The 19652-nt window shown below is 72.9% G+C and carries 11 protein-coding genes; 8 read left to right on the top strand and 3 right to left on the bottom strand.

The window, feature by feature from the left end; genetic code table 11:
- Positions 1–106 precede the first annotated feature (106 nt).
- The 6 genes from BUE48_RS13735 to BUE48_RS13710 all read left to right on the top strand — a co-directional run bounded on the left by BUE48_RS13735 (position 107) and on the right by BUE48_RS13710 (position 13671).
- Positions 107–1147: an acyltransferase domain-containing protein gene (locus BUE48_RS13735; protein WP_012853112.1), complete on the top strand. Its 1041-nt coding sequence runs from the start codon at positions 107–109 to the stop codon at positions 1145–1147.
- Positions 1140–3839 (top strand): type I polyketide synthase, encoded by a 2700-nt coding sequence (locus BUE48_RS13730; RefSeq protein WP_012853111.1) that lies wholly within the window; start codon positions 1140–1142, stop codon positions 3837–3839. The genes BUE48_RS13735 and BUE48_RS13730 overlap by 8 nt, the downstream gene beginning before the upstream one ends.
- A gap of 125 nt (positions 3840–3964) precedes the next feature.
- Positions 3965–10021, top strand: coding sequence for a type I polyketide synthase (locus BUE48_RS13725; RefSeq protein ID WP_502694616.1), 6057 nt, complete (start codon positions 3965–3967; stop codon positions 10019–10021).
- Entirely contained in the window at positions 10002–11024 is a 1023-nt protein-coding gene (locus BUE48_RS13720) for an aromatase/cyclase (RefSeq protein ID WP_012853109.1), read from the top strand. The genes BUE48_RS13725 and BUE48_RS13720 overlap by 20 nt, the downstream gene beginning before the upstream one ends.
- 14 nt (positions 11025–11038) lie before the next feature.
- A complete protein-coding gene (locus BUE48_RS13715) occupies positions 11039–12196 on the top strand; it encodes an acyl-CoA dehydrogenase family protein (protein ID WP_052305510.1) in 1158 nt (385 codons plus the stop codon).
- 356 nt (positions 12197–12552) lie between these two features.
- Positions 12553–13671 carry a DegT/DnrJ/EryC1/StrS family aminotransferase gene (locus BUE48_RS13710; protein WP_012853107.1) on the top strand — a complete coding sequence of 373 codons (1119 nt, stop codon included), beginning with the start codon at positions 12553–12555 and terminating at the stop codon, positions 13669–13671.
- A 77-nt stretch (positions 13672–13748) separates the two neighbouring features.
- On the opposite strand, the gene BUE48_RS13705 is transcribed toward BUE48_RS13710, so the two are convergent.
- The 3 genes from BUE48_RS13705 to BUE48_RS13695 are packed head-to-tail and all read right to left on the bottom strand — an operon-like array spanning position 13749 to position 16762.
- A complete protein-coding gene (locus BUE48_RS13705) occupies positions 13749–14891 on the bottom strand; it encodes a nucleotide disphospho-sugar-binding domain-containing protein (RefSeq protein WP_012853106.1) in 1143 nt (380 codons plus the stop codon).
- Between the two features lie 39 nt (positions 14892–14930).
- A complete protein-coding gene (locus tag BUE48_RS13700) occupies positions 14931–15767 on the bottom strand; it encodes an ABC transporter permease (protein ID WP_012853105.1) in 837 nt (278 codons plus the stop codon).
- A 32-nt stretch (positions 15768–15799) separates the two neighbouring features.
- Positions 15800–16762, bottom strand: coding sequence for an ATP-binding cassette domain-containing protein (locus tag BUE48_RS13695; protein WP_286990042.1), 963 nt, complete (start codon positions 16760–16762; stop codon positions 15800–15802).
- A gap of 229 nt (positions 16763–16991) precedes the next feature.
- Between BUE48_RS13695 and BUE48_RS13690 the strand changes: the two genes are divergently transcribed.
- Together BUE48_RS13690 and BUE48_RS13685 are read left to right on the top strand one after the other, a co-directional pair.
- Positions 16992–18260: a beta-ketoacyl-[acyl-carrier-protein] synthase family protein gene (locus BUE48_RS13690; RefSeq protein WP_012853103.1), complete on the top strand. Its 1269-nt coding sequence runs from the start codon at positions 16992–16994 to the stop codon at positions 18258–18260.
- Positions 18257–19474: a ketosynthase chain-length factor gene (locus BUE48_RS13685; protein ID WP_286990041.1), complete on the top strand. Its 1218-nt coding sequence runs from the start codon at positions 18257–18259 to the stop codon at positions 19472–19474. Before BUE48_RS13690 ends, BUE48_RS13685 begins: the two co-directional genes overlap by 4 nt.
- Positions 19475–19652: the final 178 nt, after the last annotated feature.

Below are 19652 nucleotides of genomic sequence, written 5' to 3'. Positions count from 1 at the left end.
TCGCAGGCGGCTCAAGCACAGACGGAGCCCTGGGGCCTCGATCGATCCTCAGGCGAGTCTTGAAGCCCTCGCCGCACCGTCGGGGCGAGGAGAGGAAGGTGACCGGATGTCGCTCACAGGGCAGCAGACCGTCGGGCCGGTCGCCCTCGTCCTTCCCGGGCAGGGTGCCCAACACCCGAGGATGGCGGCCGGCCTGTACGGGCACGAGGAGACGTTCACGGCCTGGATGGATGAGGCCTTCGGCCTGATGGGCGACGACGGCCCGCGGCTGCGAGCCGAATGGCTCGCATCGTCGCCGTCGCCGATGTTCGACGACGTGACCGTGGCGCAGCCGCTGCTGTACGCGGTGAACCACGCGCTGGGACAGATGGTGCTCGGCTGGGGCGTCCGCCCGGTGGCCCTGCTGGGGCACAGCGTCGGCGAGGTCGCCGCCGCCACCCTGGCCGGGGTCATCGACTTCGGCGACGGCATGCGGCTGATGCGCGAGCGGATCGCCTGCTTCGCCGACACCCCGCCCGGCGGCATGCTCGCCGTGGCGGCCTCGGTGGAGGACGTCGCCGATCTGCTGGGCGGCAGGGTGCACCTGGCAGCGGTCAACGGGCCCCGCCAGGTGCTGCTGGCCGGGGAGCGTGAGCCGCTGGAGGAGGCGGCACGGATCCTGGACGGCCGGGGCCTGATCTGCCGGGACGTGCTGGCCCGCCAGGCGTTCCACAGCCCGGTGGTCGAGAAGGCGGTGCTGGCCACCCTGCCGGGATTCCGTCAGGTGCGGCTGCGCCCGCCGCGGCTGACCGTCTACTCCGCCTACACCCAGGCCGTGCTGACCGACCGGCAGGCGACCGATCCGGAGTTCTGGGCGTGGCAGGCCGCCCAGACCGTCTACTTTCACGGCGCGCTGACCAAGCTGCTGGACGACCACGACTGCGTGCTGGTGGAGGCCGGGCCGGGCAACAGCCTGACCCAGCTGGCCCGCCGGCAGCGCCGGGTCGTCCAAGGACACAGCCGTGTCCTGCCGCTGCTGCCGGACCGTCCGCGGGGCGACGAGGCGGACCGCAGGGCCGTCGACGAAGCGCGCCGCCGGCTCACCGCCCCGCCGGCTGCTCGGGCCCGGCGACCCGCCGCGATGGAGGCGGGAGGACGCCATGGCTGACCGCACCGCCGCGCAGGCCGCACTCGCGGAACCGGTGGCCGTGGTCGGCATGGCCTGCCGTTTCCCCGGAGCCGACGACCTGGCCGGGTTCTGGCGGATGCTGCTGTCGGGCGGCGAGGCCATCGGATCGGGCACCGGTCGCCGCAAGGGCCGCCGCCCGGGCGGCTACCTCGCCGAGGTCGAGCGTTTCGACGCCGCCTTCTTCGGCATCTCCGCCCGCGAGGCCGCCGCGATGGACCCTCAGCAGCGGATCCTGCTGGAACTGTGCTGGCACGCCCTGGAGGACGCGCGCATCCCGCCGAGCGCGCCACCCGGTCCGACCGGCGTCTTCGTCGGCTCCTGCTCCGACGACTATGCGCTGGCCAGCCGCGCCTCCGGGACGGTCGGCCCCTACACCATGACCGGGATCGGCCGGGCCTTCCTGGCCAACCGGCTCTCGCACGCCTTCGGGTTCACCGGGCCCAGCATGGTCATCGACACCGGCCAGTCCTCCTCGCTGGTGGCATTGCACCAGGCGGTGGGCGCCCTGCGGCGCGGGGAGTGCGCCATGGCCGTGGTCGCAGGCGTCCAACTGAACCTGGAGGCCATCGGAGACCGGATCCTGGCCGAGCTGGGCGCGATGTCGCCCACCGGCCGCTGCCACACCTTCGACTCCCGGGCCGACGGGATCGTGCGCGGCGAGGGCGCCGGTGTGCTGATCCTCAAACCGCTCGACGCCGCCCTGGCCGCCGGTGACCGGGTGTACTGCACCGTACTGGCCAGCGCGGTCAACAACGACGGCGGCGGTCCCGGCCTCACCGCGCCCAGCCGGGACGCCCAGCGGGAAGTGCTGACCAGGGCCTACCGGGAAGCCGGGGTGGCGCCATCCGAGGTGGCCTACGTGGAACTGCACGGCACCGGCACCCCCGTGGGCGACCCGGTGGAGGCGGCCGCCCTGGGCGAGGTGCTGGGCCGGGGACGCCCGCCGGGCGCGCCGCTGCTGGTGGGCTCGGTCAAGACCAACATCGGCCATCTGGAGGGGGCGGCGGGCATCGCCGGGGTCATCAAGACGGCGGCGAGCCTGTTCCACCGCCGGCTGCCGCCCAGCCTGAACTACCGGCGGCCCAACCCGGCGATCGACCTGGAGGGGCTGGGACTGCGGGTGTGCGACGAATGGCAGGACTGGCCGGCCGCCGATCGGCCGCTGGTGGCCGGGGTATCCTCCTTCGGCCTCGGCGGCACCAACTGCCATGTGGTGCTCGGCGAGGCCCCCCGCCCGCAGGCCGGGCCGCCGCCGCAGACCGGGGACCGGGCGGTCCCGGTGCCGCTGTCCGCGCACGACGAGACGGCGCTGCGCCGGCTGGCGGCCGGGCTTGCCGACCGGATGACGCGTTCCCGCCGCCCCGCCCTGCTGGACCTGGCCTTCTCCGCGGCCACGACCCGGGCGCCGCTGCGCTGCCGCGCCGCCGTGGTCGCCGCCGACGCCGCCGGCCTGGCCTCCCGGCTGCGGGCCCTGGCCGACGGGACGGAACCGCAGGAGCCGGGCCCGATCACCGGCGCGGAGACCGCCCCGATCACCGGCGCCGTCGCGCCGGGCGAGTGCCGCATCGCCTACCTGTTTCCCGGCCCCGGCGCTTGGCGGACGGGCCTGGGACGACGGCTCCACAAGGAGTTCGAAGTCTTCGCACGGGCGTTCGATGAGGCCTGCGCCGCGGTCGAACCGCACCTGGGCACCGCCCTCCAGGACACCTTGTGGGAACGCGACGACCTGGACGTGCGTGCCGTCCACGCCCAGCCGGCGCTGTTCGCGCTGCAGATCGCCCTGTACCGGCTGCTGGAGTCGTGGGGAATGACCCCCGGCGTGCTGGCCGGCCGCTCCCAGGGCGAGTTCGTGGCGGCCCACGTCGCGGGCGTGCTGTCGTTGGAGGACGCGGCGACGCTGGTCGCGCACCGCGCCCGGCTGATGGACGGCGCGGCGGGAGGTTCCATGGACGAGCTGCGGGCCGTCGCCGACACGCTGACCTGGAACCGGCCCGTCGGCCCGGTGATCGTGTCGGCGGTGACCGGCCGGGCGGCGGCCCCGCAGGAGAGCGCGCACCCGGACCACTGGCTGCGGCACCCGGGCGCCGCCACTCGCTTCGACCTGGCCGTGCGGACCGCCCATGAGCTGGGCGCCCGGCTCTTCATCGAGGCCGGTCCCGGCGCGCAGCTGTCGGCCCTGGCGGCCGAGACGCTCGGGCCGGACGCCGCCCGGTACGCCGCACCGCTGGCCGGCGGCGACGAGACCGCCGGGGTCGCCGCGGCCGCCGCCGCGGCCTTCGTCTGCGGCGCCCCGGTCGACTGGTCCGCCCTGTACGGGCCGGGGGCGCGCCCGGTCGACCTGCCGCTGTACCCCTTCCAGCGCAAGCCGTACTGGCTGGACACCGCCCTGCCGGAACTGACCGCCGGGCCGGCCGCGCCGGTCCCGGACTGGGACGGCGATCCGGCGGCCCTGGTCGTTGAGTGCACCAACCGGCTGCTGGGCGCCGACCCGGGCAGTGAGCTGGACCTGGACCGCACGTTCACTGACCTGGGGCTGGACTCGCGGATGGCGGTGGCGCTGCGCACCGCGATCGCCGGGCGCACCGGCCGCGACCTGCCCGCCACCCTGCTGTTCGACCATCCCACCCCGGCGGCGCTGATCGAAGCGCTCCGGACGGAAGCATCCGGCTGACCGCCCGCCGCCCGGCACGGCGCATCCGCTGCACGTTCGCTGCAACCCGACGAAAGGCCACGTTGACGATGACTGCTGGAACCAGAGCCCCACGCGGTGAGCAGGAGGCCATCGCGATCGTGTCCATGGGGTGCCGATATCCCGGCGGCGTCCGCTCGCCGGAGGACCTGTGGCGGCTCGTCGCCGAGGGCGTGGACGCCACCTCGGGCTTTCCCGACAACCGCGGCTGGCGGCCGGAAGATCTCGCCGGCGGCCGGGCCGGCACCGACCGGGGCGGCTTCCTGCACGACGCCGACCAGTTCGACGCCAAGTTCTTCGGCATCTCGCCGCGCGAGGCCGAAGGCATGGATCCCCAGCAGCGGGTGCTGCTGGAAGTGGCCTGGGAGACCTTCGAACGGGCCGGCATGGACCGCGACGGCCTGGCCGGCAGCAACACGGGAGTGTTCGTCGGCGCGATGGCTCAGGAGTACGGGCCGCGGCTGCACGAGGACAACCAAGGCGCCGGCGGTTACCGCATCACCGGCAGCACGCCCAGCGTCGCCTCCGGACGCATCGCCTACTACTTCGGGCTGCGCGGTCCGGCGATCACCGTGGACACCGCCTGCTCCTCCTCGCTGGTCGCCGTGCACCTGGCCGTCCAGGCGCTGCGCCAGGGCGAGTGCGACCTGGCGCTGGCCGGCGGGGTGGCGGTGATGGCCACGCCGGGCATGTTCGTCGACTTCCACCGGCAGGGCGGGCTGTCTCCGGACGGGCGCTGCCGGGCCTTCTCCGACGACGCCAACGGCACCGCCTGGTCGGAGGGCGCCGGGTTGCTGCTGCTGGAGCGGCTGCCGGACGCGCTCGCCCGGGGACACCGCATCCACGCCCTCATCCGGGGCAGCGCCACCAACTCCGACGGCGCCAGCAACGGCCTGACCGCGCCGAGCGGGCCGGCCCAGGAGGAGGTCATCCGGCGGGCCCTGCGCAGCTGCGGCCTCGCCCCCCACGACGTGGACGCGGTGGAGGCGCACGGCACCGGCACCGAACTGGGCGACCCGATCGAGGCCCGCGCGCTGGCGGCCGTCTACGGCAAGGACCGGGACGCCGAACACCCCCTGTGGCTGGGCTCGCTGAAATCCAACCTGGGACACTCCCAGGCCGCCGCCGGAGTCGGCGGGGTCATCAAGATGGTGCAGGCGATGAAGGCCGGGACGCTGCCGGCGACGCTGCACGTCTCCAGGCCCACCCGGCACGTGGACTGGGAGCGCAGCGGGCTGGCGCTGCTGACCGAGGCCCGCCCATGGCCCCGGCGGGACGGCCGGCCCCGCCGCGCCGGGGTGTCCTCCTTCGGGATCAGCGGCACTAACGCGCACCTGGTGCTGGAGGAGGCTCCGCCCGTTCCGGAGCAGGACGACGAACCCGCCGCCGCCGGCCCACTGGTGTGGAGCCTGTCGGCCCCCACCCCCGAGTCGCTGCGCACCCAGGCCAGGGCCCTGGCCGGCTTCCTGGAGAGCAGGCCGCAGGCCGCCCCTGAGGACGTGGCGCGCACCCTGCGCGCCAAGACCCGCTTCCCCCACCGCGGCGTCGTCATCGCCGACACCCGGGACGACCTGACCGCGGGGTTGGCGACCCTGGCCTCCGGCGGCCCCGCCTCGCCCCCCACCGGCCGCTACCAGTCGCCGACCGTGCTGCGCGGCGAGGCCCGCCCGGACGAGGCCGGACCGGTCTTCGTCTTCCCCGGCCAGGGATCGCAGTGGCGGGAGATGGGCCTGGCGCTGCTGGAGGAGTCCCGGGTCTTCCGCGAGAGCATGCTCGCCTGTGAACGCGAATTGGCCGGATTGTGCGGCTGGCGGCTGACCGAGGAGCTGCGCGGCGACTCCTTCGACCGCGTCGACGTGGTGCAGCCCGCCCTGTTCGCGGTGATGGTGTCGCTGGCCCGGCTGTGGGAGTCGGTCGGCGTGCGCCCGGCGGCGGTGGTCGGCCACTCCCAGGGCGAGATCGCCGCCGCGCACGTGGCCGGCGCGCTGAGCCTGGCCGACGCCTGCCGGGTCGTGGCGCTGCGCAGCCGGGCCCTGCGCTCGCTGGCCGGCACCGGGGGGATGGTGTCCGTCCCGCTGGGCGTGGAGGCGACGCAGCGGCTGCTGAACACCGTGGACGGCGTGAGCGTCGCCGCCATCAACGCCCCGACCGCCACCGTGGTGGCCGGGAGCACAGACGGCTTGGAAGACCTCCTGGCGGTCTGCGAACGCCAAGGCGTGGAGGCCCGCCGGATCGAGGTCGACTACGCCTCCCACACCCACGCCATGAAGGCGCTCAAGGACACGCTCCTGGAGGAACTGGCCGGGGTGTCCCCGCGTCCGCCGCAGGTGCCGCTGCACTCGACGCTGACCGGCACCGTCATCGACGACGCGAGCATGGACGCCGCCTACTGGTACGACAACCTCCGCAGCACCGTACGGTTCGACCCGGTGATCCGGCAGCTGATCGACCGCGGCCACCGGGTCTTCATCGAGGTCAGCCCGCACCCGGTGCTGACCTACGGAGTGCAGGAGATCTGCGAGGAGATGGGGGTCCGCGGCACCGTCGTGGGCACCCTCCGCAGGGACGGCGGCGGACTGGGCCAGTTCCTGATGTCGGCGGCCGCACCGGCCGGCGCGGCCGGACCGGTCGACCTGACCGCGGTGCAGCCCCCCGGGCGGCAGATCGACCTGCCGACGTTCCAGTTCGACCGCAGTCGCTACTGGGTGACCGCGCCGTCCGGCGGCACGGGCGGCGCATCCGGCACCGCCGGCGGGGCGTTCGTCACCGGGCGGACCGACCTGCCGTCCGGGCAGACCGTGCTGACCGCGCGGATCGATCCGCAGATCCACCGCTGGCTGCCCGACCACGCCGTGCGGGACACCGCCCTGGTGCCCGCCACGGTGTTCCTGTCACTGCTCACCGAGGCGGGCGAGCGGATCGGCCGCCCGGTCGTCGCCGAGCTCGCCCTGAGCGCCCCGCTGCCGCTGCCCGACCAGGGCACGGCCGAGCTGCGGATCGTCTGCAAGGCCGCTGACGCCGCCGGCCGGGTGCCGCTGACCGTGCACTCCCGCCGTCCGGACGGCGGCTGGATCGAACATGCGACGGCGGTCCTGGCCGCCCGCGGCGGGGAGCAGGGCCAGGGGATCGAGCAGTGGCCCCCCGCCGACGCCTCCCGAGTCGACCTCACCGACGCCTACCGGCGCCTGTCGGGCCGCGGCTACCGCTACGGTCCGGCGTTCACCGGCCTGCGCGCCATGTGGCTGCGCGGCAACGAGATCTTCTCCGAGGTGACGCTGCCCGACGAGGTCGGCGGCCCGGGGGACTTCGCCACCGCGCACCCGGCGCTGCTGGACGCCGCCCTGCACGCCGCCGTGCTGCAGTCGGGCACCAGGCTCGTGGTGCCCTTCGCATGGCGGGATGTCGCCTTGGCCCCCACCCGGGCGCGGACGCTGCGGGTGCGCGCGGTCACCGAGGCCGGCCGGCTCTCCCTGAGCTGCTGCGATGAGGAGGGCCGCGTCGTCGGCTCGGTCGGGGAGCTGGAGCTGCGGCCCCCCGCCGACCCGGACGAAGAGGGCACCACCCTGGAACTGGCCTGGGAGCCGATGCCGCAGGAGGAAGAGGGCCCGTCCGCCGAATGGGCGACGCTGGCCTCTCCCGGCCTCGGCGCCCGGCGCGACTACCCCGACCTGGAATCGCTCCCCGACCCGGCGCCGGCGGTCGTCGCGGCCGCCCTGGCCGCGGACGGCCATGACTTGCCGGAGTCCGCCGAAGAGCTGGCCGTCGCCGCCACCGACCTGCTGCAAGGCTGGCTGGCCGACCGGCGGTCGGCTGACACGAGGCTGGCACTGGTGACGCGCGGGGCGCTGTCGATCACCGACCGGGAGCCGGTGCCCGGGCTGGCCTCCTCGGTGGTCACCGGGCTGGTGCGGTCGGCGCAGTCGGAGCACCCGGGAACGTTCGCACTGGTCGACATCGACGACAACCCCGCCTCCCTCCAGGCCCTTCCCCGGGCGTTGAGCTGTGACGAGCCCGAAGTCGCCATCCGGGCGGGACGGCTGTACCGGCCGCGGCTGCGGCCCCTGCACGACGACGGCCTGCGCCCCCCGGAGGGAGAGCGCTTCTGGCGGCTGGACGTCACCAGCAAGGGCACCCTGGAGAACCTGGCGCTCATCCCGCACCCGGAGGCCGCGGCCCCGCTCGGGCCCCGGCAGGTGCGCATCGAGGTTCGTGCGGCCGGGCTCAACTTCCGCGACGTCACCGTCGGGCTGGGGCTGGTCCCCACCGAGAAGACCATGGGCAGCGAGGGCGCCGGCGTGGTGACCGAGGTCGGTTCCGAGGTCACCGGCTTTGCGGTCGGGGACCGGGTGTTCGGGATGTTCGAACGCTCCCTGGGACCGGTCGCCGTCGCCGACGAGCGCATGATCAGGCATCTGCCCGAGGGCTGGAGCTATGCGCAGGCGGCGAGCGTGCCGATCGTGTTCATCACCGCCTACCAGTGCCTGGTCGACGTGGCCGGGATCCGGCCCGGCGAGTCGGTGCTGATCCACACCGCCACCGGCGGCGTCGGCCTGGCCGCGATCCAACTGGCCAGGCACCTGGGCGCCGAGGTGTTCGCCACCGCCGGCCCCGGCAAGCACGCGATGCTGCGCGAGTGGGGGCTGCCCGACGACCACATCGCTTCCTCCCGTTCGCTGGACTTCGCCGAGCGGTTCCGAGCGGTCACCGGCGGCCGGGGCGTGGACGTGGTGCTGAACTCACTGTCGGGAAAGGCCATTGACGCCTCACTGGGACTGCTGGCCGAGGGCGGCCGGTTCGCCGAGATGGGCAAGACCGACCTGCGCGACGTCGCCCGCACCGAGGCCGAGTACCCCGGCATCACCTACCGGACCTACAACATCCTCGGCCAGCACCCGGACCGGATCGGCGAGGTGCTGGCCGAACTGGTCGCCTTGTTCGAGGCCGGCGTCCTGACCCACCTGCCGCTGCGCACCTGGGACGTCCGCCAGGGCAAGACGCCGCTGCGGATGCTCAGCAGGGCCAAGCACCGCGGCAAGCTGGTGCTGACCATGCCGCGGTCCTTCGACCCGGACCGCCCGGTGCTGATCACCGGCGGCACCGGCGGCCTGGGCGCCGTCCTGGCCCGGCACCTGGCCGCCGCGCACGGCGCGCGGCGCCTGGTGCTGGTGAGCCGGCGCGGCCCCGCCGCCGAGGGCGCGGCGGAGCTGCGCGCCGAACTGGCCGGCCTCGGCGCCGAGGTGAGCGTGATCGCCTGCGACGTCACTGATGAGAACGCCCTCGCCAAGGTCATCGCCGAGCACGAGCCCGGCAGCGTCTTCCACACCGCGGGAATGCTCGGCGACGGGCTGATCTCCCAGCTCACCCCGGCCAGGCTGCGGGCGGTGCTACGGCCCAAGGTCACCGGAGCCTGGAACCTGCACCGCCTCACCGAGCACCTGGACCTGTCGGCGTTCGTGCTGTTCTCCTCGGCGATCGGAGTGCTCGGCGGGCCGGGCCAGGCCAACTACGCCGCGGCCAACGCCTTCCTGGACGCTCTGGCCCAGTACCGCAGGGCACGGGGCTTGGAGGCGACCTCGCTGGCCTGGGGCCTGTGGCGGGAGGCCACCGGGATGACCGGGCACTTGTCGCAGACCGACACCGCCGCATTGAGCCGGATCGGGCTGGCCCCGATGGAAACCCGGCACGGGCTGCGGCTGCTGGACCAGAGCCTGGGCTCCGCCCGGTCGTTGCTGGTGCCCCTGCGGCCCGCCGACACCGGTCTTTTGAACCCCGGCAGCCGCGCGGCCGCGCTGCTGAACGGCCTGCGCGAGGACGCCTCCGCCCGCCGTCCGGCCCCGGCGGCTCCCCCTGCCGTCCGGCCCGCCGCGGACGCCCCGGCGGATCCGGCCTCCCGGCGGCCGACGGCCGAGGATCTGCTGCAGCTGGTCCGCACCCACGCCGCCGAGGTGCTCGGCTACGGCGACCCGTCCACGGTCGGCCCCCAGGACTCCTTCAAGAGCCTGGGCTTCGACTCACTGCTCAGCGTGGACCTGCGCAATCGGCTCAACGCGGCGACCGGGCTCCGGCTGCCCGCCGGAGCCGTGCTGGACCACCCGACTCCCCAGAAACTCGTCGAGTTCATGATCACCAGATTGGACGGCCACGATGCCGCAGTACTTCGCTGACACCACCCCCGATCCCGCCGTGCAGACCCCCACCACCCCCTCCAGGATCGGCATGACCGAGGTGAGCCACCGGATCGACGTGGCGGCCCCGGCCCAGGCCGTTTATCGGATCGTCGCCGACGTGAGCCGCTGGCCGCTGTACTTCCCGCCGACCGTGCGGGCGGAGCGGATCGACGGCGACGACGCCGAAGAGCGCATCCGGATCTGGGCGCTGGCCAACGGCGAACTGCGCACCTGGGAGTCGCGGCGCCGGCTGTACCCGGATCGGCACCGGGTGGAGTTCGAGCAGACCCGCCCCCAGCACCCGGTCGCCGCGATGGGCGGCGCCTGGACGATCCGGCCGCGGCCGGACGGCGGCTGCACGGTCGTCCTGGACCACCACTACCGGGCCGTCGACGATGACCCGGTCGGGCTCGACCGCATCGCCCGGGCGGTGGACTCCAACAGCCGCTCCGAACTGGAGCACCTGCGGCGCGCCGCCGAGCGCGGCGACGCCGAGGCCGAACTGCTGTTGGACTTCAGCGACACCGAGACCGTCACCGGCCCCCTGGAGGAGGTCTACGACTTCATCTACGACGTGGCCAAATGGCCCGAGCGCATCCCTCACGTGCAGCGCATCGAGGTCCGCGAGGACACGCCCGGGCTGCAGTACATGGAGATGGACACCCGCTCCCCGGACGGCTCGGTGCACACCACGATCTCCGGACGGGTCTGCCTGCCGCGGCGGATCTCCTACAAGCAGGTCAAACTGCCGCCCGTGCTCGCCGCGCACAACGGTGAGTGGCTGTTTGAACCCGGACCGGACGGCACGGTCACCGTGACCGCGCGGCACCAGGTGATCCTCGACCCCGAAGGCATCGCCGCGCTGCCCGACCCGCCGCCGTCGCCGGCCGCCGCCCGGGAGGCGGTCCGGCACGCCCTCGGCTCCAACAGCCGGGCGACCATGGCCAAGGCCCGGGAGTTCGTCGAGTCCAGGGCCGCGGCGCGAGCCGAGGCCCGATGAACCGGGAGCCCGTCATGACCACCGATCTGCTTGACCGGGTGCGGGCCTTCGTCCACACCGAGCTGATGGACAAGGCCTCCTACTTCGACGCCCTGCCCGAACAGCCCACCATCGAATCGGTCCGGTTGCATGAGGCCGGGCTGGCGAACTGGTGGATCCCGGCCCGGTACGGCGGCCGTGGGGTGTCCCTGGAGGACGGTGTGGACATCGTCTCCGAGCTGGCCTACGGCGACGCCGGGTTCGCCTTCGGCTCCTTCCTGCCGATCCTGGGCACCACCATGCTGCAACTGTACGGGGAGGAGTCCCTGGCCGGCCCGCTGCTGCGGAAACTGGCCCGCGACGGCGGGGTGCTCGGCATCCTGGGCAGCGAAGAGGAGGCCGGGAGCGAACTGGGCCGCACCGCCACCGTCTTCGCCCGCTCCGGCGACGACCTGGTCGTCACCGGCGACAAGTACTTCTCCACCAACTCCGACGCCGCCGAGGCCCTGCTGGTGCTGGCCCGTTCGGCGGATGACGACGGCGACTTCGCCGTCATCGCGGTGCCGCGCGACACCCCGGGGGTGGAGATCGTCAAGCGCTGGGATGTGATCGGTGTCCGGGGCTCGGCCACCTACCAGGTGCGGTTGCGCGGGTGCGTGGTGCCGGCCGGCAACCGGCTGCGCGGCAACGGGCTGCGCAATCTGGAGATCGGCCTGAACGCCAGCCGCATCCTCATCGCCGCCACGGCCATCGGGATCGCCCGCCGGATCCGGGACCTGTCGATGGAGTACGCGGCGGGCAAGCGGGTCAAAGGCGTCCCGCTGACCGACAACGCGGTGTTCGCCGGCAAGCTCGGCCAGATCGAGATGCTCATCGACGTCATGCGCAACCAATGCCGGGCGGCGGCCGCCGAGTTCGACCGGCTCATGGCCGCCCCCGATCCGGCGGCGGTGATGTACCGGGCCGGCACGCTGCGTTCGGCCCTGGCCGCCAAGATGTACTGCGGCCAGGCGGGCTGGCAGGTCGCCACCATCGGCTCGGAGATGTTCGGAGGGCTCGGCTACACCCACGACCACCCGATCGGCAAGCTGGTCCGTGACATGCGCTACGTCGGCATCGTGGAGGGCGGCGACGACGTCATCCGCGATCTGCTCTACACCCGGTACGTGGTGCCCGCAGGGAAACGGCGATGACCGCGGCGTTGTGAACGGCTTCGGCCGGGCCCCGCGCGGGGCCCGGCCGAAGCCGTTGGGCGGTCAGGCGGTGAAGGCGGTGGTGTCCTCCTTCACCCACTGGGCGAAGACGCGGGCGAGTTCGTCGGTTGCCTCCTGCACGGCGGGCAGGACGGTGTGGCCGGCCTTCGGCGGGTTGGTGCGCGTCTGCAGGAAGAACCCGCCGCCGTCATCGGAGCGGCCCTCCTGCCGCCGGCGGGCGGTCGGGAACCCTTCCTCGAGTCCGGCCGGAGCCGGACCCGGCAGGGCTTGAGCGAGCCCCGATCGGGCCCGTTCAAGCTGAGGGCATCGGACCCGGGAACGGAGGGTGACCTGCGATGACCATGTACGTATGGGACTACCTGCCGGAGTACGAGAAGGAACGGGACGACCTGCTCGAGGCGGTCGATAAAGTGTTCAGCTCCGGCCGGCTGATACTGGGGGAGAGCGTCCGGGGGTTCGAGCGGGAGTTCGCCGACTACCACGGAGTGGCGCACTGCACCGGGGTCGACAACGGCACCAACGCCGTCAAGCTCGGCCTGGAGGCACTGGGCGTCGGCCCCGGTGACGAGGTGATCACCGTGTCGAACACCGCGGCGCCGACCGTGGTGGCCATCGTCGGCGCCGGCGCCACCCCCGTGTTCGTCGACGTCCGGGAAGAGGACTTCCTCATGGACACCGACCAGGTGGCCGAGGCCATCACTCCCCGGACCAAGGCGATCGTCCCGGTGCACCTGTACGGCCAGTGCGTGGACATGGCGCCGTTGCGCGAGCTGGCCGACCGGCACGGATTGGTGATCCTGGAGGACTGCGCCCAGGCGCACGGCGCCCGCCACCACGGCTGGCTGGCCGGCACCATGGGGCACGCCGCCGCGTTCTCTTTCTACCCCACCAAGGTGCTGGGCGCCTACGGCGACGGCGGAGCGGTCATCACCTCCGACGACGAGGTGGACGCCGACCTGCGGCGGCTGCGTTACTACGGCATGGAAGACGTCTACTACGTGGTGCGCTCACCGGGCCATAACAGCCGCCTGGACGAGGTGCAGGCCGAGATCCTGCGCCGCAAGCTCCGCAGGCTCGACCAGTACATCGCCGGCCGCCGCGCCGTGGCCCGGCGCTACGAAGAGGGCCTGGGAGACCTGGCCGACCAGGGCCTGCTGCTGCCCACGGTGAACCCGGGCAACACCCACGTCTACTACGTCTACGTCGTCCGCCACCCCCGCCGCGACGACATCATCGAGGCGCTCAAGCGCTATGACATCTCGCTGAACATCAGCTACCCCTGGCCGGTGCACACCATGTCGGGCTTCAGCCACCTGGGGTACAAGGAGGGGATGCTGCCGGTCACTGAGCGGCTCGCCAAGGAGATCTTCTCGCTGCCGATGTACCCGTCCCTGTCAAGGGAGCGGCAGGACAAGGTGATCTCGGCGGTGCGCGAGGTGCTGCGGACGCTCTGAAACACCGCCTCCCCGGACACGCGACGCGGGCCGGTCCGCTTGCGGACCGGCCCGCGTTCCGCCGCGGCGGTGCGTTCTCAGACGAGAGCCTCGATCTTCTTGACGACCTCGGCCGGGGCGGGCATCCCGGCGATCTCCTCGGCCAGCTTGGCCGCCCGCCCGGCATAGGACGGGTTCTCCAGGATCTTGGAGATCGCCGCCGCGACCTCCTCGGGAGGCTCCCGATGCGAGGGCAGGGTGATCGACGCGCCGAACTCGTCCACCGGGCGCAGTGGGATCGCCGAGTACTTGATCTCGGGCAGCACCACCTGCGGGGTGCCGGCGTTGAGCAGCGTCATGACGGTGACCCCGCCGCCGTGGTGGACGACCGCGTCCGCGGTCGGCGCCACCACGTCCAGCGGCACGTAACCGGCCTTGAGGCCGGGGAATTCCTCGCGCAGATGCGCGGCCACGGCCTCGGAGGTCGCCGCGATCACCTCCACCTCACCGCTGCTCAGCAGCGGGGTCTGCAGCAGCGGGCGGAAGAAGTCCACCCCCAGGTTCGGCACGAACATGCTGCGCGACCCGGAGGTCAGCACCACCCGGGGCCGGTCGCCCTTGGTGTACATCCACGGCTCCAGCGGGACCTGGCTGTTGCCGGGGGTCCAGCGCATCGGCTGGGCCGGCTCCGCGTGCGCGGGGCGGACGCTGGGCGGGGTGATGTCGACGAACAGGTCCCAGGCGGGGACCTGCTCCAGACCGAACCGCGACAACTCCGGCCGCAGTTCGTCGGTGGCGCCCTGCCAGTCCACGTCGGTGCGGTCGTAGATGGCCCAGGTGTGGCTGACCAAAGGCAGCCCGAAGCGATGGGCGATCAAGGGGGCGACCAGGGTGTACTCGCCGCCGATCACCACGTCCGGCCGCCAGGCCTCGACCAGTTTCGCGGCGCCCTCGTAGCTGGCGGCCGCCAGCCGGGCGAAGCCGCGGCCGGCGAAGTCCATCTCATCGTCCTCGCCGGTGGGCATCGGCAGCCAGTTGCCCTCCCGGTCCTTGAGCATCGCATCGCCCATGCCCAGCCGGGTCACCGGGGCGGCGGGCAGGCCGAGCCCGACGATGAGGTCCAGGTTCTCCTGCGGGGCGGCCATGATGACCTCATGCCCGGCCGTCCGGGCCGCCCAGGCGAGCGGGACGCTGGCGTGGATCGGGGCCGAACCACCCCCGGTCATGAAAAGGAATCGCACGGTCGTCTCCTGAAAAGGGATGCGGGTCACCGATGAAGGTCAGCGCCGGTTGTAGGCGCGCAGCGACAGGGCGCCGAAGACGGCCAGGAAGAGCACGCCGTAGCAGGCGGTCCCCGCCAGGGCGGCCGCCTGCGGGTCTCCGTCCATCAGAGCGCGCACGGCGGTCACCGTCTGGGTGATGGGGGAGACGCTCACCACCGCCTCCAGCCAGCCGGGCAGCGTCTTGGGGTCGACCAGGATGTTGGACAGGAAGCACAGCGGGAAAAGCACGGCCATGCTCACCGAGCTGACGGTCTTCTCGCTCCGCGCCGCGATGCCCAGGGCCGTCCAGGCCCAGGAGACGGCGAAGGCGAAGGCCAGCAGCACCGCAACGCCCGCGACCACGCCCAGCGGGCCGCCACCGGGACGGTAGCCCAGCAGCATCCCGACGCCCAGGATGCAGATGGAGGCCACGACGTAGCGGAACGCGTCGGCGACCAGGTAGCCCACCAGGGGAGCCGGCCGCCAGATCGGCAGCGTCCGGAACCGGTCGAACACCCCGGTGCGCAGGTCGACGTGGATGGTCATCCCGGTGTAGATGGTGGTGAGCAGCACGCTCATGGTCATGATCCCGGGCACCAGGTACTGCACGTACTCCTGCCGGGAACCGGCGATGGCGCCCCCGAACATCAGGGAGAACAGCAGCACCATGATGATCGGGAACATGGTCACGTCGAACATCTGTTCGGGCGTGTGCTTGATCTTCAGCAGTGAGCGCCAGGTGGTGGCGCGGACGGACTCCCACACGCCCGGCGGTGTGGGCCGCCGCCGCTCGGCCAGCAGCGCGCGCAACTGCTCGGACTGGGGCGCAGCCGGGCTCTCGGCCGTGGTGGTCATGGCGATACTCCTGTTCGGTCGGGCGGTTTCGGTCAGGTGGCCGGGCCGGTCAGGGACAGGAAAACCTCATCCAGGCTGGGACGGCCGAGCGCGAAGTCATCGACGGCGACGCCTAGCCGAGCGAGCTCGCCCAGCGCGGCGGCGGCCTGGGCGGCCGAGTCGTCGGCGCTGGTCAGCCGGGCGGCCAGGGCGAGCGGGTCGTCGCCGGCCTCGACGGTGGCGGCCAGCGACCGGCTCAGTGCGGCCCGGGCCCGCTCGCGCTGTGCGGCCTCGCGCAGCCGCAGGGTGATCGAGCCGGCGCCGACGGCGGACTTCAGCTCTCCGGGGGTGCCCTCGGCGATGACCCTGCCGTGGTCGATGACCGCGATCCGGTCGGCCAGCTGGTCGGCCTCCTCCAGGTACTGGGTGGTGAGCAGGACCGTGGTGCCGCGGGCGACGATGGTGCGGACGATCTCCCACACCTGGTTGCGGCTGCGGGGGTCCAGCCCGGTGGTCGGTTCGTCCAGAAACAGCAGGTCCGGGGTGTTGATCAGGCTGGCGGCGATGTCCAGGCGCCGCCGCATCCCGCCGGAGTAGGTCTTGACCTGCCGGCCGGCCGCTTCGGTGAGCCCGAAGGCGGCCAGCAGCTCCTCGGCCCGTCCGGGAGCGGCCGCCCTGCCGTGCCCGGACAGCCGGGCCAGCAGGGTGAGGTTCTCCGCCCCGGTCAGATCCTCGTCCACCGAGGCGTACTGTCCGGTGAGCGCGATGCGGCTGCGCACCGCGTCGGGCTCGGCGACCACGTCGTGGCCGAACACCGCGGCCCGGCCGCCATCCGGCCGCAGCAGCGTGGCCAGCATCTTCAGCGTCGTCGTTTTGCCCGCGCCGTTGGGGCCCAGCACTCCGTACACCGTCCCCGCGGGCACGGCCAGATCGATGCCGTCGACGGCCCGGAGCTCGCCGAAGGTCTTCACCAGCCCTGTCGTCTCGACGGCGAGATCCGTCGCGGATGCTGCCATGGCTTGCCTTCCGTTCGAATGAGCCGTTCGGGTGTGATCCGGCGCCGCAGACGCCGCGCGTCCGCCGGGAAACCCAAGGATGGGCCTGCGCGGTTAGGCCCTGGTCGAGTCCGTCTCGAGCACCGCGGCGCACGCTGAGCCCTCGAAGGGACCGGCGGGACGAACGCCTCCGGCTTTCGGCCCGGCTCCGGTCCGCGCCGCAAGCGCGCATCGAATCGGGAGGTCAGCGATGTCTCGTCGCGCTGTGATCACGGGGATGGGTGTACTGGCGCCAGGCGCCGTCGGGGTGAAGGAGTACTGGAGTCTGCTGTCGGAGGGGAGAACGGCCATCCGGACGATCACCCACTTCGACCCCTCGCCCTTCCGGTCCCGCATGGCCGGCGAGTGCGACTTCGACCCCGTCAAGGAAGGGCTGACCCGGCAGCAGATCCGCCGTCTGGACCGCGCGGCGCAGTTCGCGATCGTCGCCGGCAGGGAGGCGATCGCCGACTCGGGCCTGGACTTCGACCGGCTGGACCCCACCCGGGTCGCCGTGGCCCTCGGATGCGCGATCGGCTGCACGACCAGCCTGGAGCGGGAGTTCGTGATCGGCAGTGCCGACGGCAGCCAGTGGGAGATCGATCAGAACTACTCCGTCCCGCACCTGTACGACTATGTGAACCCCAGCTCGATGGCCGCCGAGCTGGCCTGGCTGGTGGGTGCGGAGGGCCCCACCACCATGGTCTCCACCGGCTGCACCTCCGGCATCGACTCCGTCGGCTATGCGGCCCGCCTCATCGAGGAGGGCAGCGCCGATGTCGTGATCAGCGGGGGCACCGAGGCGCCGTTGTCCCCGATCACCGTGGTCTGCTTCGATGTGCTGCGGGCCAGCTCGACCCGCAACGACGACCCGGCCACCGCCTGCCGCCCGTTCGACCGGACGCGGGACGGCCTGGTGCTCGCCGAAGGCAGCGCCATCTTGATCGTGGAGGAGCTGGAGCACGCCAGGGCCCGCGGTGCCCGGATCTGGGGCGAGGTCGCCGGTTACGCCTCCCGCTGCAACGCCTACCACATGACCGGCCTCGAACCCGAGGGCAGGGAAATGGCGGAGGCCATCGAGGCCGCGATGGACAAGGCGCGGGTGCTGCCGGCCCACATCGACTACATCAACGCGCACGGCTCGGGCACCAAGCAGAACGACCTGCACGAGACCGGCGCCTTCAAACGCAGCCTCGGCGAGGAGGCCTACCGGATACCGATCAGCGCCTTCAAATCGATGATCGGGCATTCGCTCGGGGCGATCGGCTCCTTGGAGATCGCCGGGTGCCTGCTGGCGATCCAGCAGGACCTCATCCCTCCGACGGCGAATCTGCACGAACCCGATCCTCTGTGCGACCTGGACTACGTGCCCTTGGTGGCGCGCGAGAAGCGGGTCCACACCGCGCTGACGGTCGGCAGCGGCTTCGGCGGTTTCCAGAGCGCGATGGTCCTGCGGCAGATGGGCGGAGACAAGCGATGACCCAGCGGGCAGTGGTAACCGGGATCGGCATAGCGGCGCCCAACGGTCTTGGGCCGACCGCATACTGGCGCGCCGTGATGAACGGGGTGTCCGGCCTCCGCACGGTCACCCGTTTCGACATCTCCAAATACCGCAGCAAGGTCGGCGGTGAGGTGCCCGACTTCGACGCCGAGCGGCACCTGCAGAGCAGGCTGCTGCCGCAAACCGATCACATGACCCGCCTGGCCCTGGTGGCGGCCGACTGGGCGCTGCGGCAGGCCGGCCTCAAGGAGGGGGACGTGCCCTCCAACCGGATGAGCGTGGTCACCGCGGCGACGGGCGGCGGGTATGAGTTCGGCCAGCGGGAACTGGCCAAGCTGCACGGCCAGGGACCCGACCACGTCAGCGCCTACCAGTCGTTCGCCTGGTTCTATGCGGTCAACACCGGCCAGATCTCGATCCGGCACGGCATGCGCGGCGCCGGCTCGGTGGTGGTCAGCGAGCAGGCCGGCGGGCTGGACGCCATCGGGCACGGCCGTCGGCAGTTGGCGGACGGCTCCCGGCTCGTCCTCACCGGCGGCGTTGACAGCGCGCTGTGCCCCTGGGCGTGGGTGGCGCATCAGGCCACCGGCGCGATGAGCCGCTGCCCCGACCCGGCCCGGGCGTACCTGCCCTTCGATGAGCGGGCCAACGGCTATGTGCCCGGGGAGGGCGGGGCGATCATGGTTCTGGAGGCCGCCGAACTGGCCGAGAAACGCCCGGGCACCAGGATCTACGGAGAGGTCGCCGGTTACGCGGCGACCTTCGACTCCCGTCGCCCGGGCCGGCCCTCGGGTCTGCGCCGGGTCATCGAGCTCGCCCTCGGCGACGCCGGGATGGACCCCCGCGACATCGACGTGGTCTTCGCCGACGCGGCCGGAGACCTCGCCCTGGACCGGGCGGAGGCGGAGGCGATCGCCGCGGTGTTCGGGCCGCGCGGCGTGCCGGTCACCGCGCCCAAGACCATGACCGGACGGCTGTTCGCCGGCGGCGGCCCGCTGGACGTCGCCTCGGCGCTGCTGGCGATGTACTGGGGCGCGATCCCGCCCACCGTCAACGTCCGCGAGGCGGTCCCCGACTACGAACTGGACCTGGTGCTCGGGCGGCCCCGCTATGAACCGGTGCGGGCGGCGCTGGTGCTGGCCAGGGGGCACGGCGGTTTCAACTCGGCGATCGTGGTGCGCGAATACCGCTGATCCGCCCGGATCGCGGCCGATCCTCCCGCGCGGGTCGAGCCGGCCGCGAGCCCGGTGGCCGATCCTCGGGGAGAGCCGGGAGGCCGGGCCGGTGCCCGCTCCCGGCCGTCGGCGGCATCGGCCGTGCACCCGTTCGCACACCGGTGCATGCGGCATCGCGCCGCGTTCCTCCGCCGTC

This window comes from Thermomonospora sp. CIF 1, assembly GCF_001896795.1.
GTDB lineage: Bacteria > Actinomycetota > Actinomycetes > Streptosporangiales > Streptosporangiaceae > Thermomonospora > Thermomonospora curvata.
The sequence above is the reverse complement of the archived record's forward strand: the minus strand, read 5'-3'. Positions and strand labels throughout refer to the sequence as shown.